This is a genomic window from Plantibacter sp. Mn2098, from assembly GCF_049319745.1.
Taxonomy (GTDB): Bacteria; Actinomycetota; Actinomycetes; order Actinomycetales; family Microbacteriaceae; genus Plantibacter.
Window position 1 is genome coordinate 224776 of record NZ_JBMOUH010000006.1, and the last position, 18063, is coordinate 242838.

Annotated in this window: 16 protein-coding genes; 10 read left to right on the forward strand and 6 right to left on the reverse strand. The window is 68.5% G+C overall.

The window, feature by feature from the left end; translation table 11 throughout:
* The first annotated feature begins 58 nt into the window (after positions 1 to 58).
* The 9 genes from ACL9RL_RS11205 (at position 59) to ACL9RL_RS11245 (ending at position 8284) form a co-directional block, all read left to right on the forward strand.
* Complete coding sequence (locus tag ACL9RL_RS11205) at positions 59 to 703, forward strand: amino acid ABC transporter permease (protein WP_422780335.1); 645 nt, start codon at positions 59 to 61, stop codon at positions 701 to 703.
* Entirely contained in the window at positions 700 to 1626 is a 927-nt protein-coding gene (locus tag ACL9RL_RS11210; protein ID WP_422780336.1) for an amino acid ABC transporter permease, read from the forward strand. Before ACL9RL_RS11205 ends, ACL9RL_RS11210 begins: the two co-directional genes overlap by 4 nt.
* A 122-nt stretch (positions 1627 to 1748) precedes the next feature.
* Entirely contained in the window at positions 1749 to 2777 is a 1029-nt protein-coding gene (locus ACL9RL_RS11215; RefSeq protein ID WP_422780337.1) for an asparaginase, read from the forward strand.
* Positions 2774 to 4573, forward strand: a complete 1800-nt coding sequence (locus tag ACL9RL_RS11220; RefSeq protein ID WP_422780338.1) for a copper homeostasis protein CutC — start codon at positions 2774 to 2776, stop codon at positions 4571 to 4573. The genes ACL9RL_RS11215 and ACL9RL_RS11220 overlap by 4 nt, the downstream gene beginning before the upstream one ends.
* Before the next feature lie 175 nt (positions 4574 to 4748).
* Positions 4749 to 5042, forward strand: coding sequence for a hypothetical protein (locus ACL9RL_RS11225; protein ID WP_422780339.1), 294 nt, complete (start codon positions 4749 to 4751; stop codon positions 5040 to 5042).
* 28 nt (positions 5043 to 5070) lie between these two features.
* Positions 5071 to 6924 (forward strand): alpha/beta hydrolase, encoded by a 1854-nt coding sequence (locus tag ACL9RL_RS11230; RefSeq protein ID WP_422780340.1) that lies wholly within the window; start codon positions 5071 to 5073, stop codon positions 6922 to 6924.
* Positions 6925 to 6932: 8 nt separating this feature from the next.
* Entirely contained in the window at positions 6933 to 7469 is a 537-nt protein-coding gene (locus ACL9RL_RS11235; RefSeq protein WP_422780341.1) for a hypothetical protein, read from the forward strand.
* Between the two features lie 66 nt (positions 7470 to 7535).
* Complete coding sequence (trxA, locus tag ACL9RL_RS11240; RefSeq protein WP_422780342.1) at positions 7536 to 7916, forward strand: thioredoxin; 381 nt, start codon at positions 7536 to 7538, stop codon at positions 7914 to 7916.
* A 62-nt stretch (positions 7917 to 7978) separates the two neighbouring features.
* Positions 7979 to 8284: a MerR family transcriptional regulator gene (locus ACL9RL_RS11245; RefSeq protein ID WP_422780405.1), complete on the forward strand. Its 306-nt coding sequence runs from the start codon at positions 7979 to 7981 to the stop codon at positions 8282 to 8284.
* A gap of 117 nt (positions 8285 to 8401) precedes the next feature.
* Here ACL9RL_RS11245 and ACL9RL_RS11250 read toward each other — a convergent pair whose 3' ends face one another.
* Positions 8402 to 9997, reverse strand: a complete 1596-nt coding sequence (locus ACL9RL_RS11250) for a choice-of-anchor Q domain-containing protein (protein WP_422780343.1) — start codon at positions 9995 to 9997, stop codon at positions 8402 to 8404.
* Between the two features lie 238 nt (positions 9998 to 10235).
* Here ACL9RL_RS11250 and ACL9RL_RS11255 point away from each other — a divergent pair, with 238 nt between their 5' ends.
* Entirely contained in the window at positions 10236 to 10823 is a 588-nt protein-coding gene (locus ACL9RL_RS11255; RefSeq protein ID WP_422780344.1) for a hypothetical protein, read from the forward strand.
* A gap of 38 nt (positions 10824 to 10861) precedes the next feature.
* On the opposite strand, the gene ACL9RL_RS11260 is transcribed toward ACL9RL_RS11255, so the two are convergent.
* From ACL9RL_RS11260 to ACL9RL_RS11280, 5 genes are all read right to left on the reverse strand, one after another.
* Positions 10862 to 12493, reverse strand: a complete 1632-nt coding sequence (locus tag ACL9RL_RS11260; RefSeq protein ID WP_422780345.1) for a choice-of-anchor Q domain-containing protein — start codon at positions 12491 to 12493, stop codon at positions 10862 to 10864.
* A gap of 223 nt (positions 12494 to 12716) precedes the next feature.
* Positions 12717 to 13607: a siderophore-interacting protein gene (locus ACL9RL_RS11265; RefSeq protein WP_422780346.1), complete on the reverse strand. Its 891-nt coding sequence runs from the start codon at positions 13605 to 13607 to the stop codon at positions 12717 to 12719.
* Entirely contained in the window at positions 13604 to 15511 is a 1908-nt protein-coding gene (locus tag ACL9RL_RS11270; protein ID WP_422780347.1) for an ABC transporter ATP-binding protein, read from the reverse strand. Before ACL9RL_RS11270 ends, ACL9RL_RS11265 begins: the two co-directional genes overlap by 4 nt.
* The gene (locus ACL9RL_RS11275) at positions 15504 to 17192 is read right to left on the reverse strand and encodes an ABC transporter transmembrane domain-containing protein (protein WP_422780348.1); all 1689 of its coding nucleotides are present in this window, start codon (positions 17190 to 17192) and stop codon (positions 15504 to 15506) included. The genes ACL9RL_RS11270 and ACL9RL_RS11275 overlap by 8 nt, the downstream gene beginning before the upstream one ends.
* Complete coding sequence (locus ACL9RL_RS11280) at positions 17189 to 17977, reverse strand: ABC transporter ATP-binding protein (protein WP_422780349.1); 789 nt, start codon at positions 17975 to 17977, stop codon at positions 17189 to 17191. The genes ACL9RL_RS11275 and ACL9RL_RS11280 overlap by 4 nt, the downstream gene beginning before the upstream one ends.
* Between the last annotated feature and the right edge of the window lie 86 nt (positions 17978 to 18063).

The following is an 18063-nucleotide window of genomic DNA, read 5'->3' on the forward strand; positions in this document are numbered from 1 at the left end:
CACGCTCCGGCTGCACCCACCCGCTGCACACAGCACCACTCACCGTCTGAAGGAAGTTATGGATATCTTCGTCGACAGCGCCGGCCCGTTCCTGGGCGCGCTCGCAACGACGATCGTGATGGCGATCACCGCGGGGATCGGTTCCCTCGTGGTTGGCACGCTCATCGCCGCGGCGCGCATCAGCCCGATCCCGGTGCTCCGCGGAGCCGCGTTCGTCTACGTGCAGTTCTTCGTCAACGTCCCGCTCCTGGCTCTCCTGATCCTCGCGGTGTTCGCCCTGCCGGACGCCGGCATCATCATGCCACTCGCCCCGACGACCGTCGTCGTCCTCGCCCTCTATGAGGCCGCCTACGTCGCCGAGGCGATCCGCAGCGGCGTCAACACGGTGAGCAACGGCCAGATCGAGGCCAGCCGAGCCCTCGGCTTCACCCTCGGTCAGACCCTCCGTCTTGTCGTGCTGCCGCAGTCGTTCCGGGCCGCGGTCCAGCCGATCGGCAACGTCATGATCGCCCTCACGATGAACACCGCACTGGCAGCTGCCGTCGGCGTCGTCGAACTCACCGCTGCCGCCAACAAACTCAACCTCGTACAGGCGCAGCCCATCCTCATCTTCACGGCGGCCGGTGTCATCTACATGCTGCTCGCCCTCGTCATCGGCCTGAGCGCCGGACGCATCGAACGAAAGGTGGCGATCGTCCGATGAGCGCAGCATCCCCAGGCGTCGCGAAGAACGCAGCATCGAAGCGCCAAGCTCCCAAGCGCACGGCGCGCCAGACGGTCTCCCTCTACGACGAGCCAGGCCCGAAGACCAGACGCAACATCCGCATCTGGTCAGCCGTCGTCATCCTCCTCCTCGTCGGCATGGTCGTCGCCGGCCTCATCCAGTTCGGCTCGAAGGGCCAGCTCGATGCGGCCAAGTGGACGCCGTTCCTGTCCTGGCCGGTCTGGGAGTACCTCCTCGTCGGCCTGTGGGGCACGATCCAGGCCGCTGCGCTCGTCGCCGTCCTCGGCGGCTTCTTCGGACTCTTCCTCGCCCTCGGCCGGTTGAGCCGGATCCGTCCGATCCGCTGGGTCTCGACCGCGTACATCGAGATCGCGCGGACCATCCCGGTCCTGCTCCTCATCTACCTCATGCTGTTCGGGCTCCCCCAGCTGGGACTGAACTTCCCGCTCATCTGGAAGCTCGTCATCCCGCTCACGATCGCCAACTCTGCTGCGTTCGCGGAGATCATCCGCGCCGGCATCCTCGGTCTGCCGAGCGGACAGCGGGAGGCAGGCATCAGCCTCGGCATGTCCGAGGCCCAGACGACGAGGCTCATCGTCCTGCCGCAGGCATTGCGATTCGTCACGCCGTCACTCGTGACGCAGCTCGTGAGCCTCGTCAAGGACACCTCGCTCGGATACATCGTCGCGTTCACGGAGCTGCTCTACCGCGGTCAGGTGCTGTCCTCGTTCAACCACCTGCTCATCCAGACGTTCGTCGTCGTCACCCTCATCTACCTGGTGTTCAACGGCACCCTCTCGACGGTGGCTGCGCGGCTGCGGGCCCGCCCGTCGAAGCGCAGCATCCGGAAGCCGGACGCCCAGGAGCCGGCGCCCATCGTCGGAACCCCCGTGCTCGACTGAGCCGAACGCGATCAGCCGCCACCGGCGGATCCACCAGCACGACCGGCTCGACCTGCACCACCGGCACCACCGCACGACCCAGCACAGACGCATCAACCCAGCACAACGCACAAGGAGCACCCGTGGCATCCCCACACACCGAGACGCAGTCCACCAACGGCACGAGCCCGGCCGATGAGGTCGATCTCGCAGAGCTCGCCGTCCTGATCCGCTCCGGCGTCATCGAGAGCCGCCACTTCGGCTGGCTCGTCGCCCTCGGCGCAGACGGAAGCGTCGTCGCCGACCTCGGCCGGGGCTCGACGCAGGTGCTCCCCCGATCCACGACGAAGCCGTTGCAGGCCCTCGCCTGCCTGCTCGCAGGAGCGGAGCTGACCGGCGAGGACCTCGCGATCGCGGCCGGCAGCCACACGGGCGAGGACGCGCACGTCGAAGCGGTGCGCCGCATCATGGCGCGGGCCGGACTCGACGAGTCAGCACTCGGCTGCCCGGTCGACTGGCCGGAGGACGAGCCGACGCGTGAGCGGCTCATCCGCGACGGTGAGACCCGTTCGCGCGTGCGGATGAACTGCTCGGGCAAGCACGCCGCGATGCTGCTGGCGTGCGTCACCAACGGCTGGGACACGGACACCTATCTCGAGCCGACGCACCCGCTGCAGCAGCTCGTGCGCGAGACCGTCGAGCGGGTCAGCGGCGAGGCCGTCGAGTACACGGCCGTCGACGGCTGCGGCGCTCCCCTGTTCAGCACGACCGTCGAGGGGCTCGCCCGATCCTTCCGGGCGCTCGTCATCGCCGAGGAGGGCACGCCGGAGCGGCAGGTCGCCGACGCGATGCGCGAGCACCCCTTCTACGTGGGCGGCGACCACCACGCCAACAGTGACAGCATGACCCGGATCCCCGGTGTGCTCGCCAAGGGCGGCGCCGAGGGCGTCATCGGGATGGCTGCCGCCACCGGCGAAGCCGTGTCGATGAAGATCGTGGACGGCAACCCCCGCGCAACGACGCTGCTCGCCGTGACCGTGCTGGGTGCGCTCGGAGTCGACGTCTCGTCCGCGGGCTCCCTCGTCGAACTCCCCGTGCTCGGCGGCGGCGTGCCCGTCGGCGAGATCACGCTCGGCGCGGACGTGCAGTCCTGGGTCGACGCACAGCGATGACTGATTCCAGCAGCACCTCGACTGCTCCCACCCCGTCCGATCCCCCGTCCGGCCCCGACCAACTCTCGACCATGACCGTGCCGAGGGCCGTCGCCGTCGAGATCTGCGTCGACGACGTCGATGGCGCGCTCACCGCCGATGCGGCCGGCGCGACCAGGATCGAACTCTGCGCGAACCTGCTCGAAGGCGGAACGACCCCGAGCTTCGGGACCATCCGATCCGTGCTCAGTACCGTGCGGAGCGCCGGTGTGCAGATCATCGTGCGCCCCCGCGGCGGCGACTTCGTGCACACCGAAGCGGAAATCGACGTGATGTGCTCCGATCTCGAAGCCATCGTCGACGCTGCGGCGGATGCGAGCACACCCGTCGGCGTTGTCCTCGGTGCGCTCACGGCGGCAGGTGAGATCGACGTCGAGGCGATGCATCGACTCATCGTCGCAGCCGATCCGCTCCCCATCACGTTCCACAAGGCGTTCGATGCGACTCCGGACCTCCTCGCCGCGTACGAGACGCTGCGCGGACTGGGGATCGCGCGTGTGCTCACCTCGGGCGGCCCCGGCGCGGCGGCCGACAACATCGAGGTCCTCAGAGAGCTCGTCCGGCACTCGGAGACACCGGACGGCGGTCCGATCGTGCTGGTCGGCGGATCCTTGCGTGCCGCCAACGTGCACGGCATCCTCGCCGCCACCGGAGCGAGTGAGGTCCACCTGCGCGCCCAGACCGAATCGCCACGCGGTGATGGCACCCTCCGGACGGACGCCTCCATCATCGGCGAGCTGTTCACGGCCATCGACGCCGACGAGGTCACGCCGGCCGATGATTCCTCCGTGGTCATCGCCCTCGACATCGGCGGGACGAACCTCAAGGGGGCGATCGTCGATGCATCCGGTCGCGCCATCGCATCCCGGTCGATCGGCGCCGGCAGCACCGGCGACGAATCCATCCAGCGCATCATCGACCTCCTCACGGGACTGCGCGCGCAGACCGAGGAGTCCGGGCACACGGTCGTCGGCGTCGGCGTCGTCACACCGGGCATGGTCGATGCGGCGAACGGCGTGGTCCGGTATGCGTCGACGCTCGACTGGACCGATGTCCCGCTCGGCCCGATCCTCTCCGCCGAGCTGGGCGTCCCGGTCGAGATCGGTCATGACGTGCGGTCGAGCGGGCTTGCGGAGAGCCTGTTCGGCGCGTCGGCCGGCGTCGCCAACTCGGTGCTCGTCGCCATCGGCACGGGTGTCGCCGCGTCGGTCCTGAGTGACGGCCATCCGGTCGTCGGCGCAGTCACCACCGCGGGTGAGCTCGGCCACATCCCGGCGATCCCCGATGGGGAGGACTGCACGTGCGGACAGCACGGCTGCCTCGAGGTCTACCTCTCGGGCGCGGGCCTGGCCCGCCGCTACGCCGCCGCCGGTGGCGAGGCCGGGCTCGATGCCGCGGCCATCTCGACGAGGCTCGGCACCGATCCCATCGCCGACCGCATCTGGGCGGACGGCGTCCACGCCTTCGCGCTCGGACTGAAATCGGTCACGTTGCTCATCGACCCGGCGGTCATCGTGCTCGCGGGCGGCGTCTCCCGAGCCGGTGCGAAGCTCCTCGACCCGCTCCGCGCCGAACTGAGCGAATCGCTCGTGTGGCGCGACGCCCCGGAGATCCGGCTCTCCGAGCTCGGAACCTCCGGCGGCCGCATCGGGGCAGCGGTCCTGGCGTTCCGCGCCGGCGGCTTCGGCCATGTGATCGACTCCTGGTCGATCACGGATGTCCTCTCGGACGCGCCGGAGGACCTCCGCACGATCTGAGCCGATGCCCCGCCCGGGCATCCTGCGACCGTAGGAGCACTCGGGCGGGGCATCCGTGCCGATGTCGAGCTGGCTCCCGGCGAATCCAACACTCGTCGAATCAAACTCATCACATCGTACGATACTTTAGATGGGCGCCTGCAGGTGTGCCGGCGTAGATCTGGAGATCCTTCCGATGGCCGATTTCACCATGAACCCTGACGCGGTGATCAACACTGCGGATGGGCTGTCCGCCACCGCCGATGTGCTGATCGACGGCGTCGAAGCCGCCCCCGGCGAGGGCTGCCGATCGAACAGCGTCCTCCAGGCAGCAACGGACGCCGCCGCGTGGTTCGGCATGTCGACCACGCGGACGCATGGCGATCTCACGCGATTGAGCGTCGCCGCCCGGTCTGCAGCGAACGCCCAGCGCGCCGCCGACGAGACGGTCGCCCGCGGGGCGACCCAGCGCGGGGCGTGGTTGCCGTGAGTCCCCCACGACGCCAGGCCGGGTCACGATGACGGGCAACTGGACCGAGGACGATCCCTCGGCCGGCGACCTCGACGGGCTCAGGACCATGTCGGAACGGATACGCACCCGCGGCCGGTCCGAGCTCGAGTACGCAGCAAACGTTCGCGGCACCACCACAGCGACGTTGACGGTGTGGTCCGGTGAGAGCGCTGATGCTTGGGCCGGCATGTCGGAGCGCACAGTGGCGCACATGGAGTCGTTCGGCACGGCGTGTGTGACAGGATCCGCGGCGATCGACGTCTACACCGGAGAGGTGGAGCAACTGCAGACCGTGTATCGCTCCAAGCGTCGGATGTTCGACGACGCGGTCGAGTATGCAGAACGTGTCGGACTGGTGTGCACGCCATATCCATTGGACGGCGAATTGCACACGATGGTGTGCGCGCTGGCGCCGCCGGACGCGAACGGGCGCCCGACCCTCGGCGACCTCGACATCGCGCAGAACGACATCGATACGGCCGCGAGAGGGCTCCAAGCGCTGGTCGAGCATCGCAGAACTCTTGATTCAACACTGGCGAACGCGTTGCAGGCGATGACTGGTGATTGGCCGGCTCAGTCAGCGGCGTTGCGCACGGCCGGAGTCGCCGATCCCGGTCTACTCGGGGTCGACGCGATGATCGAACGACTCAAGAAGCTGTCTGCGCAGGAGATCGCCGAGCTCTGGCCCCGTCTCCCGCGCGATGTCGTCGATCAACTCATCGCGGCAGACCCCACGCTGATCGGCAATCTCGAAGGCGCAGCGTACGCCGACCGCAGCACGGCGAACATCAACCGGTTGGAGGGTCTCCGGACGCAAGCGCGGCGCGAGGTCGAGGAGGCGACACAGCTGGACGGGCTCCCCGGGCCGAACTTCGCGCTGGAACTGGCTCAGCAGCGACTGCGTGCCGCCGAATTCCTCTACGAGAACTACGCCGACGGCAAAGGCCTCGACCGGCAGCCGCCGCAGTATCTGATCAGCCTCGATACGAGCGTCACCGGTGTCCCGCTGGCTGCGATCTCCGTCGGAAACCTCGACACGGCCACGAGTGCCAACTTCTTCGTTCCCGGTATGGGTAGCGACCTCAACCAGGCGAAGGATTACCTTCGCGGCACGAAACGATTGCAGTCGGCGGATCCTTCCGGCGCGGCAATCTTGTGGCTCGGGTACAGGAGCCCGGACGCCCTCGAGGTGCTTTCGACCGGACGGGCAGAGGCCGGTGGGAAGCGACTCGGCACTGCCCTCGACGGGTTCAACGCGATTCGCTCGGCAACCGGGGTCCAGTCGACGTTGAACATCGTCGCCCATTCCTACGGCACGACAACGACTGCGTTCGCTCTCAACGGTGGAGACTACGGCGTCGACACCTTCACGATGATCGGGTCTGCTGGGATCCCGTACGACATCCGGATCGACGACCTCAACATGTCGAAGAACGACGTGTACGTCACCCGTGCAGACCTGGACATGCTCGGCGACATCGGACAGAACGCGAGCTTCCGACACGATCCAGAGGAGTGGTGGTGGGGCGCCAACACCTTCGGGTCAGACGGCACCGACGCTCTCGACCCCGTTACAGAACACAACGCCGTCGGAAGCAACGAAGCCGACGATCGCTACAAGTACCTCGGCGACGGTACCGAGAGTCTGGCGAACATCAAACTCATCCTGCAAGGCAACGGTGATCAAATCACCGCCGGACGACGCCCGACTCTTCCCGACGGGACGCCGAACTTCGGTGATCGTGCCAAGAATCCGCTGCCCGAAGCTTCAGATTTCTCGGAGACGTTCGAGCGTCTCAAGGACGGCAATCATCTGCCACTCGCGCCTTCGCCGATCATTCCGCCCGTCAAAGAGAGGTAGACAGCCAGATGCGCACACGTCTTGTCAGAGCCGCCGGCGTCTGTCTCGCACTCCTCGCCGTCACGACCGGCTGTAGCGATCTGGATCAACTCATCGAACCGAAAACGACCGGAGCCACCGTCATGACCCCAGACGAAGCCAAACACGACCTCTGGGGCCGCCTCGACCTCGCCCAAGCCGCCATCGGCGGCACCTGGGCAGAAGAAGACAGCGAAGTCGCCGAACAATGCGACGGCGGCTTCTACTACTACGCCGTCCGACGCCGCAACGAACTCGCCACCGACCTCGACATCCCGACCAACGCCCTGAAAGCATTCTGGGAAGCAGACGACGACTACACCGTCAGAGCCAACAGCTTCCGCCCCACCCAACGACAACTCATCACCCGATCCACCAACGGCACCGCCCTCGCCTACTACGCCGAAGAAGGCAAGCTCTACATCACCGCAGAAGGCCCATGCATCCCCGGAGACTTCGCCGCGGTCAGCGACGAAGACGTCCGCCAATTACGACAACGACGCGCCACCGAGACGCCCGCACCATAGGCAGCCCCTTCTCGAGCGGCAACGCCCAACGGCAGCCATCGCAACGCACCGCGATATTCTCGACGTATGACGACGCGCGAAATCACCCAGGACAACCTCGAGCAGACGATCAACGGCGGCGGCACCGTCCTGCTGGACTTCTGGGCTGAATGGTGCGGGCCGTGCCGTGCGTTCGCGCCCGTGTTCGAGCAGGCGTCCGACACGCACACCGACATCGTGTTCGGGAAGATCGACACCGAGGCGCAGCAGCAGCTAGCCGCCGACTTCCAGATCACCTCCATCCCGACGCTGATGGCTTTCCGCGACGGAATCCTCGTGTTCGCGCAACCAGGCGCGCTCCCCGCACCGCAGCTGGAACAGCTCATCGGCGCCGTGAACGACCTCGACATGGACGAGGTCCGGGCTCAGGTCGAAGCGGAAGAGGCAGCAGGCGCTGACACGCTCTAACCGGACATTCACCCCTTGGCCTTGACCCTGCCACTGTGTCATGGTCGAGCGTGGTCGCTGTGATGTACACCATTGGAGAGTTCGCCGCCCTGGGGCGTGTGAGCGTGCGGATGCTGCGGCACTACGACGCGATCGGGCTCCTGCGTCCGGCGAGCGTCGACGCATCGAGCGGGTATCGGCACTACGAGGTGACGCAGTTGCGCACACTGTTGCGGATCGTCGAACTGCGTGATCTCGGATGCTCGCTCGACGACGCAGCGGATGTGCTCGCTGCGCCCAGGCGGTGGTCGACGACGGAGGAGAGCCGTTCGGCAGCTGCCGCGAGATCTACCTGGAGAGCGAGCCGCTCCCGCAGTCGGACTGGGTGACCGAGCTCGTGCAGCCGCTGCGCTGACCGGGCAGGTCGGGCAGGTCGGGCCGCTCGGTCCGGTCGCGGATGCCGCCGTGACTGCGCCCGCCGGAGGACCTCCGGCGGGCGTCGTCACTTATGCGCTGGTTCCACTTCGTCGGGCACCGAACCGACCGAAGCCGAGCATCGCGACACCCGCGACGAGCAGTCGAGCCAGTGCGAGCAGCGCACCCTCGGCGCCGAACCCGGTGTCGGGCAGTCGGGCGGCGGCGTTCGTCACGACTGCCGCCGGCACGATCGGTGCAGCCTGCACCTCGACCGAACCGATGTCGACCGAACCGCCTGAGACGCGGGGCGCGGAACGCTGGTCCAAGGTGATGCCGTCGAGCGTGGAGGCGTCGCCGGCGTTCACCGCTGGGCTGGTCGCAGCGGGCAGGTGGGTGAGGGTGTTCCCGCCGTTGTCCGCGAGCGGGCCGAGCTGGGCGTCGACGCCGAAGATCGATTCGGCCGACAGCGTCCACAGAGCCGGGTCGAACGCATCGCGCGACTGACCGATGAGCGAGTGGGAGACCGTGCCGGAGTCGGGAGCCACGGGCTCAGCGGCCGCAGCCTCGATCAGCGGGGCGATCGGTTCGCCGTCGGTATCCCCTTGGACCGGGACCTCGGCAGAGGTGTCGGCGGCCCGCAGCCCGATCTGCGACTGGCGCGAGAGATCGGGGACCGACGTCTCAGGTCCCGTGTTGCCGCTGACGATCGAGGAGTCGACCGTCAAGCCGTTCCCCACGACGGTGACCGCCGAACCCTCAGTGCCGTTGTCCACGTTGCCGGTGATGGTCGAATGCGCGATCGAGGCATCCGCGACGTCGGCGATGAACAGCGCGGCGCCGGTCTGTCCCGATTCATTCTGCGAGAACGTGGACTGCACGACTGCGAGCGACGGGGTGCTGATCACCGCCACTGCTCCGCCGAAGTCCGGCGCGGAGTTGTGGGAGAACGTCGATCCGCTGATGGTCGTCGCCTCGGTGTACAGCAGCAGGAGCGCGCCGGAGATCTGGCCGGACTGGTTGTTGTCGAAGGTGCTGTCTTCGATCGTGACCTGGCCGGCTCCGACGATCTGAGCCGCCCCTGCGGACCGCGACCCGATGGGGAAGTTCTTGATCGTCGAGTCCGACACGAGGACGCTCGCACGGTTGAGCCCAGCGTCCACGAGGAGGCCGGGCCGGTTCACCTCGGTCGTCGCTCCGTCGATGACGACGTCGACGATCTCGATTCCGGCGTCGCCCTCCTCTGGGAGATTGAAGAAGTTGCCGACGATCGACGCACCTCCACCGGTGAGCGTCAGTCCGCTGATCCGCGCGGTCCCGGCGACCGTCGGGGCGTACGTCAACCCTGGCTCGTCCAGATCGCCAAAGGGCGTCACGATGACGAGCCGATCGCTGCCCGGCCCTTGGACGTCGATACCGCCGTTCGTGATGGTGGGGAGCGGGGTGGCGAGTGCGATCGTGCCGGTGACGTCGATGCGGATCACGTCGTCGCCCGATGAGTTCTCTGCCGCTTCGAAGGCCGAACGGAGGGTTCCCGCATCCGAGGTGTCCGCGAGTGAGGTGACGACGATCGTGCCGCCGACCGGATCGGCGGCCGCCGGGGCGGCCATCGCGACTCCCCCGCAGACGAGCGCAGCGGCAGCGGTGAAGGCCGCGTAGCTGGCGACGGTGAGCGATGGTCTCGGCATTGATGTCCCGTTCAGTGTGCGCGGAGCACTGCTGTGTGTCCGCAACGAGGAGTGGATCGAGGCCCCGTGCGGCTCACACGTTCATCGTTCACCACGGTGTCGGCACGGCCGACCGATCGATGGGCTCCCGAGCCCACGTCGTGGATCTGCGCCCAGTTTGCCCGAGCTGGACCGAGTTGTCCACCAGTCGATGGACAAAGTTCCGCCATGTTGCCGACTGCGCTGGCATACTCGAACGATGCCCCGCTCCCAACGCCTCCGAGCAACGCTCGTGTGGGAGGCGACGGAGGACGGTGCGGCAGAGCTCTTCCTGCCGGCGGTGCGCATGCGGATGGCGGCGCTCGTCACCGCCATCGTGCTGATCGTGCTCGTCCTCGGGGCCACTGCGGTCGCCTTCCTGATCACGATGGATCTGTCCGGGGTGTCCGTCGGGAGAAGCCTCGTGATCCTCGTGGGCGGCTCTCTCGGCATCATCGCATCGATCTGCCTCCTCCTCGCCATGCGGGCCAGGCGACGGCTGTGGCGGATCCGGATCGACGCGCAGACGCTGTCGATCAGCTCTGACCAGTCGCGTTGGGAGTGGCCACTGTCCGAACTGCAACTGGTCCGGCTGCGGCGCCACACGGACTACGCGCGACTCGTCGTCGTGAGCCGGACGGACCGGGTGAGCCTCCTTGCGAGCATCGGACTCGCCGCAGACCCGCGCGACACGAAGGCGGCGTTCCTCCCCGAGTTCTCGCCGGACGTCCAGCAGCGATTGAGGGCCGCCGGCCTGGTGGAGCATCGCTCCCCCAGGTCGCCCGATCTCACGGATTGGCGGCGCTGAGCCGGCCCCACGACTCTGCAGGGCCGACTCCAGCTGCGCTATGCGCCCACGTTGCCCCGACGACGCGCTGCGACCCGCTGCAGGCCGAGCAGCACAACGCCGCCCAGCAGCAGTCCGCCGAGCGCGACGAGCGGCATCTCGACTCCGGCACCGGTGTCAGGCAGGCGAGCAGCCGCACCGTTCGGCGTGCTGACGGCCGGAGACGACCCAGCCGCCTGCACCTCGACCGATCCGATGTCGACCGAGTTGCCGACGACACGCGGCGCGAGGCGCTGATCCACAACCAGTCCGTCGAGCGTCGCGACATCGCCGGCGTCGATCGCCGGACTCGTCGTCGCCGGCAGGTGGGTGAGGGTGCGTCCGCCGTTGTCGGCAAGCGGACCGAGCTGCGCATCGGCCTCGAAGATCGAACCGGGTGAAAGCGTCCACAGGCTCGCGTCGAACGCGGATCGAGGCTGACCGATCAGGGAGGATGACACCGTGCCGAGGGTTTGTTCGACCGGTGCGGCTTCCTCCTGCTCGGCCGCGGCGATGAGCGGCGCGATCGACTTGCCGACGACGCTACCGTCCTCAGCCGCCACCTCCGGAAGCTCTGCGGCAAGACGTTCGGCGATCGCACGGTCCTGGAACACCGGGATCAACAGGTCAGGCACCGAGGTCGAAGCCCCAGCGTTGCCGCTGATGATCGACGAATCGACACTCACGGGCGCACTGGCAGCAACAACGGCAGAACCGTCGATCCCGTCATCGGTGTTGCCCGTGACGGTGGAGTGGTTCACCGAGAGCCTGTTGGACCCCGAGACGACGATGGCGGCACCGGTCTCCCCGGCATGGTTGCCGGAGAAGGTGGACTGCGTCACCGTGACCGCATCGGAGCCGATCGCGACAAGCCCGCCACCGACGCTGACCGCCGAGTTGTGGGAGAACGTCGAGCCGCTGATCTGCACGTCCGTGACGTCAACCAGCAGGACGCCGCCGCCGAACGAACCGGAGGTGTTACCGTCGACAGTCGAGTCGTCGATGGAGACGCTCTTCGCCTCCGCGATCTGCACCGCTCCGGCAGTTTCCCCACCCTGGGAGTAGCCCTGGATCCGCGAACCGGACACCAGGACGTCCGGACGGGTCGAGCCGCCGGCCACGAACAGCGCCGGTGCGGGGATGCCGTGGGCCGAACCGTCGAAGACGACGTCGTCGAGCGAGAACCGGCCCTGGGCATCGCTCTCACTCTCACCCTCACCGAAGTCCGCCACGACGGTCGCCGCGCCACCGGTGATGGTGAAGCCGCTGAAGGATGCGTCTCCGCCCGACTGCGGCACGAAGATGAACGCCGGGACGGTGTCAGGAGCCGGCGGGGTCGCGATGGTCAGCTGACCGCTGCCAGGACCCGTGATCGTGATGCCGCCGTTGGTGATGATCGGGAGCTGCTGGGTGATGTTGATCGTCCCGGTCACCTCGAAGGTGATGACGTCGTCGCCGGAGCTCTCCTCGGCCGCTTCGAGCGCCGAGCGCAGCGTCCCTGGGTCCGAGGTGTCGGCGAGGGAGGTGACGACGAATGCGCCGCCCACCGGTTCCGCCACGGCTGGCGAAGCCATCGCGACGCCTCCGCAGACGAGTGCTGCGACCGCGGTGAACGCGGCCGGGCGCGCGAGGGTGAGTGGTGTTCTCGACATGGACATCCGTTCGGGTTGTGCAGGCACGACTTCGTGTCCTGGGAGGGTCGGCCGATGATCCGTGCGATCGGCGCGGTCATCGTTCTCCGCGGTGTCGATTCGGTCGAGCTGTCCGGGGCGCCCCTCAGCCCCGTCGCGGATCTGCGATCATTCTGGCGGAATCAACACTTGTTGTCTATCGCGTGACGACGTACGACGACCGGGAACCCAGGGCTGACGATCCTCACAGCCCCAGCTGATCGAGACGGGTCTCGAACCGGACCTGCACGTCCTCCGGCTCGGCATCGGGGACCTCGGTCCAGATGGCGTCCAGCTCGCGCTGCACGGCCTCGGGCAGGGCATGGTACTTCGAGTCCCAATCGGCGATGGGCGTCCAGTAGCCCACGACCTTGAATCGGGTGGCCGGCAGCCCCAGCTCACGGCGCAGGTACTTGCGCACGTCGCGAAGCGCAACGGTCTCCCCCGCGACCCAGATGTAGCCGACATCCAACGGCAGACGATCGTCGACGATGCTCCGGACGATCTGGCCGAGAGTGCTCGGACCGTGCCCGTTGCCGCCCGTCACCCAGGTGACCTCGACGTTGTCGCCGATGTCCAGGGCGATCCGGTCGGCGTCCTCCGCGACTTCGAGGACCACTCGCACGCGAAAGGTCGACGGGATCGACGAGACGATCCGCGCAACGGCCGGCAGACCGGTGAGGTCGGCGACGAGCACCTGCCAGGTGGTGCCGGCCGGCGGGTCGTACAGCCCGGTGGGCGAGTTCAACCCGAGCACATGCCCCGGCTCCGCAGCCATCGCCCACGGCCCGGCGATACCCGAGCGGTGTGTCACGAAGTCGATATCGACCTCGCCAGCCTCCGGCCGGACACCACTGATCGTGTACGTGCGCATCGGCGCCTCAGGGGCGCCGTCCGGCGTGGACCACCAATCGTCGTCCGGGACCGGCAGCGAGACGTCGGTCGGGTCCTCGCCGTGTGGGAAGAACACCCGCACGTACTCGTCGCCGATCCCGGTGGTCAAGAAATCCGTCACCCCCGGTCCACCGAGCGTCACACGGATGAGCGACGGGCTGAGCTGGGCGGTGGCGCTGACGATGCCGCGATGGATCTTCACGGAGTCTCCGTCTCTGGGGTGTGGTGGTGAAGGGTAGAAGGCTGTGACGGAGAGGTGCGTGGGGCGCGGACCTGCGGCTGGTGGGCACGCGCCACATGCTGCGGACCACTCGTCTGCGCACGCCAGAACCGTTGGTACGGCCCGTCCTCCGCCACGAGCTGATGGTGGGTTCCGCGCTGCGCGACCTCTCCGTCGGCGAAGACGAGGATCTCATCGGCCGTGGCCGCCTGTTGCAGGCGGTGCGCGATGACGACCGCGGTGCGCCCGTGACGCAGCGCGGTGATCGCGGTCTCGACGGCGTCGCGATGCTGCAGCCCGACGTCCGCTGTCGCCTCGTCGAGGATGACGACCATCGGGTCGGCGAGGAGCGCGCGGGCGACGGCGAGCTGTTGGATGCGGCCCTCGTCCAGCGGCGACTCGCCTGGACGGTTGGCGATGCCGATGCCGGTGCTTTCGTGTTCAGCCGGCCCCGGCGTCACGAACGGCACGGCCCACTCGGCGCCGACGGCGTGCAGCACCCGGATGATCGCTTCATCGCTCGCATCCGGCGCGACGAGACGCATGCCGTCCGCGATGCTGCCGCGGAAGTGGTGCAGCTCCTGGGAGATGTAATAGGGCGTCGCCGCCGGATCGTCGAAGTCGAGACGGCCGGTGGTCGGCGGGTGATGACCGGCGATGACCCGGGCCAGCGTGCTCTTGCCCGACCCGGACGTCCCGACGAACGCAACCGTCCGGCCCGGTTCCACGCGCAGGTCGACGCCACTCACACCACGACCCGTCGTCGGATACCGGAAGCCGACATCGCGCAGGTCGATCCCGCTGGGCAACCGCCGCAGCGTCACCGCCGACGTGGCGTCACCGGGCGAAACGGCAGCGGGCGCCGGCGCGAGATCGATCACCCCGACCAGGCGCGAGAGCCCGATCGTCGCCCGCTGGATGTCGTCCAGTCCGAAGATCAGCTGACCGATCGGGTCGAACAGCCGGTGGAACACGAGCGCGGCGGCCGTGACCGTGCCCACGGTGACCGCCCCGTTCGCGTGCAGCACGAATCCGGTCGCGAGCACCGCCGCCAGCCCGAGCGCCTCTCCCCCGTTGATCCAGCGGAACAGGCGGTTGCGGAGCCGGACACCCTCGATCTGCACGGCGATCGATGCCTCGGCGCGCTGCCCGACGCGTTCGAGCGCGCGCGCCTGCTCGTTGAGGGCGGTCAGCGTCTCCATCCCGTCGACCGCTTCGAGCACCGCCTGGCTGCGCGCGGCCTCCCGTGCGCGCACCTCGCGGAACACGACCCTCGACCGGCGCAGGAACGCGCGCGAACCGATCACGTAGAGCGGAACGCAGACGATGCCGGCGAGCGCGAGCCACGGATCCAGCGCGGTGAGGGCGACGAGTGACACGGCGATGGCGAAGGCCGCGGACAGCAGCATCGGCACGACGTTGCCGCCGGCCTCCGCGACGGCGTCGACGTCTCCGGTCACCCGGGAGAGCAAGTCGGCGCTCTCGCCGTCGTCGACCGTGCTCACCGGCAGGCGCATCGCCGAGGCGAACGCGTCCTCGCGCAGGCTCGCAAGCGTGTCCTGGACGAGGGAGGTGAGCACACGCATCCCCCAGAGCGTCACGAGGACGGCGCCGATCGCTCCGGCGGCGACGACGCAGAGCCAGCCGGCGATGACCGGGAATCCGGCCCCGACGGACACGGCGTCGACGATGCGGCCGAGGCCGGCCGGCATCACGAGTCCGAGTGCGGAGGCGAGGAGGAACAGCGTCCCGACGACTGCCGTCCGCCACCGGTGTCGGCGCAACAGCGCGACGACGACGGTCCGTACCTCGGAGGCCGTGGCGATCGGCAGCGTCGTGCTGGTCGCGCTGGTACGGCTCGTTCCGCTGGTCGCCTGCTCAGCCACGTGCGCCCCCTGACTCCTGCAGGTCGCTCATCTGGTCTGCGATCGCACGTGGCTCGGCCTCGTCCGCGCGCAGATCGATGACGCGATCACACGCCGCGAGCAGCACCGGCGACGTCGTGATGACGACCGTCGTGCGGTCATACCGCGCAAGGGCCGCCGCGATGTGGGCCTCGGTGACCGCGTCGACGGCCGAGGTCGGCTCGTCGAGCACGATGACGTCCGCGTCGGTGTGCAACGCGCGGGCCAGGCCGATGCGCTGCCGCTGTCCGCCGGACAGTCGTCGTCCGGCCTCCCCCACCTCCGCCTCCCAGCCGCCGACCTGACCGATGGTGTCGTCGAGGGCGGCGATGTCGATGAGCTCCCGATTCGGAAGCCCGCCGCCGTGGTGCCCGCGGACCGCCTGACGCAGCGAGCCGGTGCCGATCGACTGCCGGTGCGGCATCGACACCACCCGTCGCCGGTAGTCCACGGGGTCGAGGTCGCGGATGTCGCGATGCACGCCGTCGATGAGGACCGACACCGCTCCCCGTTCCACCGGCGCCCGCCTCCCGAGGAGCCGCGCGACGCCTCGTGCGGCATCGCTGTCCGACGGTCGGAGGCCGAGGAGTTCACCGCGACGCACATCCACCGACCGGGCCGTCGGCGCCTCGCCGATGCGGAACGACAGCACAACACCGGCCGGTCGTTCGAGCGAGGCACCGGCGCCAGGCTCCGCGAGCAGGTCGTCGGCGTTGATGACGTCCGCGAGGCGCGAGGCCGACGCGAACTTGTGGATCCAGTTCGACGGGAACGAGCCGGCGTACGCGAGCGATCCGCTCACGAACTGGGCCAACCCCAGCACCGTGATGAGCTCGCCGATGCTGATCTGCCCCTCGGAGGCGAACCACGCCGACATCCCGGCGAGCACGGTCGTGACGATCGCGGCGAGCGTTGCGCTGACGGCTTCGTAGTCGGCGAGGGATCGCCCGGCGGCAGTCGCCGCAACACGCGAGGTGTCGCTCGCCGCCAGGTATCGTCGCACGGCTTCCCCACGAGCGCCCATCCCGACGAGCACCCGGAACCCGCTCATGAAGTCGGCTGCGACGGCTCCCGCCTCGGTTGCCGCCTCCTGTTCGGCGCGACCCCTGCGCTCCAGCGGACGGGAGACGGCCCGCATCACGAGCATCATCGCCACCGTCGCTCCGAAGACCACGATCGTCGCGATCGGTGAGATGACGAGCATCGCCAGAGCGGCCCCGGCGATGGCCGCGATCGTCGCGCACTGCTGCGCGACCGACCACGCGACTCCGGCCACCCGGTACGTGTCCGACGTCACGAACGTCAGCGCTTCACCCGGAGTGAGGGTGCGCCGGGACAGCCTCGGGCGGAGCAGCCGCGAGAGCGCGAGATGCCGCAGCGCCTGCTCGCCGTAGCCGTAGATCGTCACCATCAGTCGCGACGCGGACTGATAGCTGACCGTCAGTACGAGGAACACGCCGACGAGCGCGCCCAACCACACGGCGAGCGCGACGGGATCGGCCGGCAGCACCGCCCGGTCGATCGTGACGCCGATGATGACGGGGATCGCCGCCTCGGCGAGCGAGTGCACCATCAGCAGCACGGTCGCGCCGGCCAGCGCGAAGCCCCGGCCCTCGGTCGTCAGCGCGAGCTGGAACAGCCGGCGAGGGGTTGCGGCGGTCACGGTTTCCGTCGTCCGAGCGGGAGGACGAGCGGCGTGCCGGCGACCGGATCCGTGATGACCTTGCACGGCAAGTCATACACGGCCTCGACGAGTTCCGCCGTGATGATCTCCCGCGGATCGCCCTGCGCCACGATGACGCCCTCCCGCATCGCGACGAGGTGCGTCGCGTACCTGGCGGCGTGATTCAGGTCGTGGAGCACGGCGACGAGGGTCGTCCCACCGCGGTGCAGGTCCGCGAACAGTTCGAGCAGGTCGATCTGGTGCGCGATGTCGAGGAACGTCGTCGGCTCGTCCAACAGCAGGTGCCCTGTCTGCTGGGCGAGCGCCATCGCCACCCACACCCGTTGCCGCTGCCCGCCGGAGAGTTCGTCGACGAGGCGACGCGAGAGTTCCGTGGTCCCGGTGGCGGCCATCGCCGCTGCGACGGCCTGCTCGTTCTCTCGGCTCCAGGTGCGCATCGCGTTCTGGTGCGGGAACCGGCCCCGGCCGACGAGGTCGGCGACCGTGATCCCGTCGGGTGCGATCGAGGACTGCGGCAGCAGGCCCAGCCTGCGTGCAGCCTCCTTCGGCTTGAGGCTCCGCAGCTCGGCGCCGTCCAGCAGCACCGCGCCTGTGCTGGGCCGCAGCAGCCGCGCGAATCCGCGCAGGAGTGTCGACTTCCCGCAGGCGTTCGGTCCGATGATGATCGTGAACGAGTTGTCCGGGACCTCGAGGGACAGGTCGTGGATGATGCGGGTGTCGCCGTATCCCAGTGTGATGTCGCGGGCGAGCAGTGAAGCGGTCATACGTGTTCCTTCGTTGTGCGCACGGGGCGCGTGATGCTGCGCGGGAAGACCGGATGGATCGGACGGATAGCACGGACCGGACGGAT

Coding starts and splice junctions, on each gene's coding strand:
- ACL9RL_RS11205 (WP_422780335.1), top strand. CDS start 59: ATGGATATCTTCGTCGACAGCGCCGGCCCGTTCCTGGGCGCGCTCGCA.
- ACL9RL_RS11245 (WP_422780405.1), top strand. CDS start 7,979: ATGTACACCATTGGAGAGTTCGCCGCCCTGGGGCGTGTGAGCGTGCGG.
- trxA (WP_422780342.1), top strand. CDS start 7,536: ATGACGACGCGCGAAATCACCCAGGACAACCTCGAGCAGACGATCAAC.
- ACL9RL_RS11280 (WP_422780349.1), bottom strand. CDS start 17,977: ATGACCGCTTCACTGCTCGCCCGCGACATCACACTGGGATACGGCGAC.
- ACL9RL_RS11235 (WP_422780341.1), top strand. CDS start 6,933: ATGCGCACACGTCTTGTCAGAGCCGCCGGCGTCTGTCTCGCACTCCTC.
- ACL9RL_RS11225 (WP_422780339.1), top strand. CDS start 4,749: ATGGCCGATTTCACCATGAACCCTGACGCGGTGATCAACACTGCGGAT.
- ACL9RL_RS11255 (WP_422780344.1), top strand. CDS start 10,236: ATGCCCCGCTCCCAACGCCTCCGAGCAACGCTCGTGTGGGAGGCGACG.
- ACL9RL_RS11260 (WP_422780345.1), bottom strand. CDS start 12,493: ATGTCGAGAACACCACTCACCCTCGCGCGCCCGGCCGCGTTCACCGCG.
- ACL9RL_RS11210 (WP_422780336.1), top strand. CDS start 700: ATGAGCGCAGCATCCCCAGGCGTCGCGAAGAACGCAGCATCGAAGCGC.
- ACL9RL_RS11250 (WP_422780343.1), bottom strand. CDS start 9,997: ATGCCGAGACCATCGCTCACCGTCGCCAGCTACGCGGCCTTCACCGCT.
- ACL9RL_RS11230 (WP_422780340.1), top strand. CDS start 5,071: ATGACGGGCAACTGGACCGAGGACGATCCCTCGGCCGGCGACCTCGAC.
- ACL9RL_RS11220 (WP_422780338.1), top strand. CDS start 2,774: ATGACTGATTCCAGCAGCACCTCGACTGCTCCCACCCCGTCCGATCCC.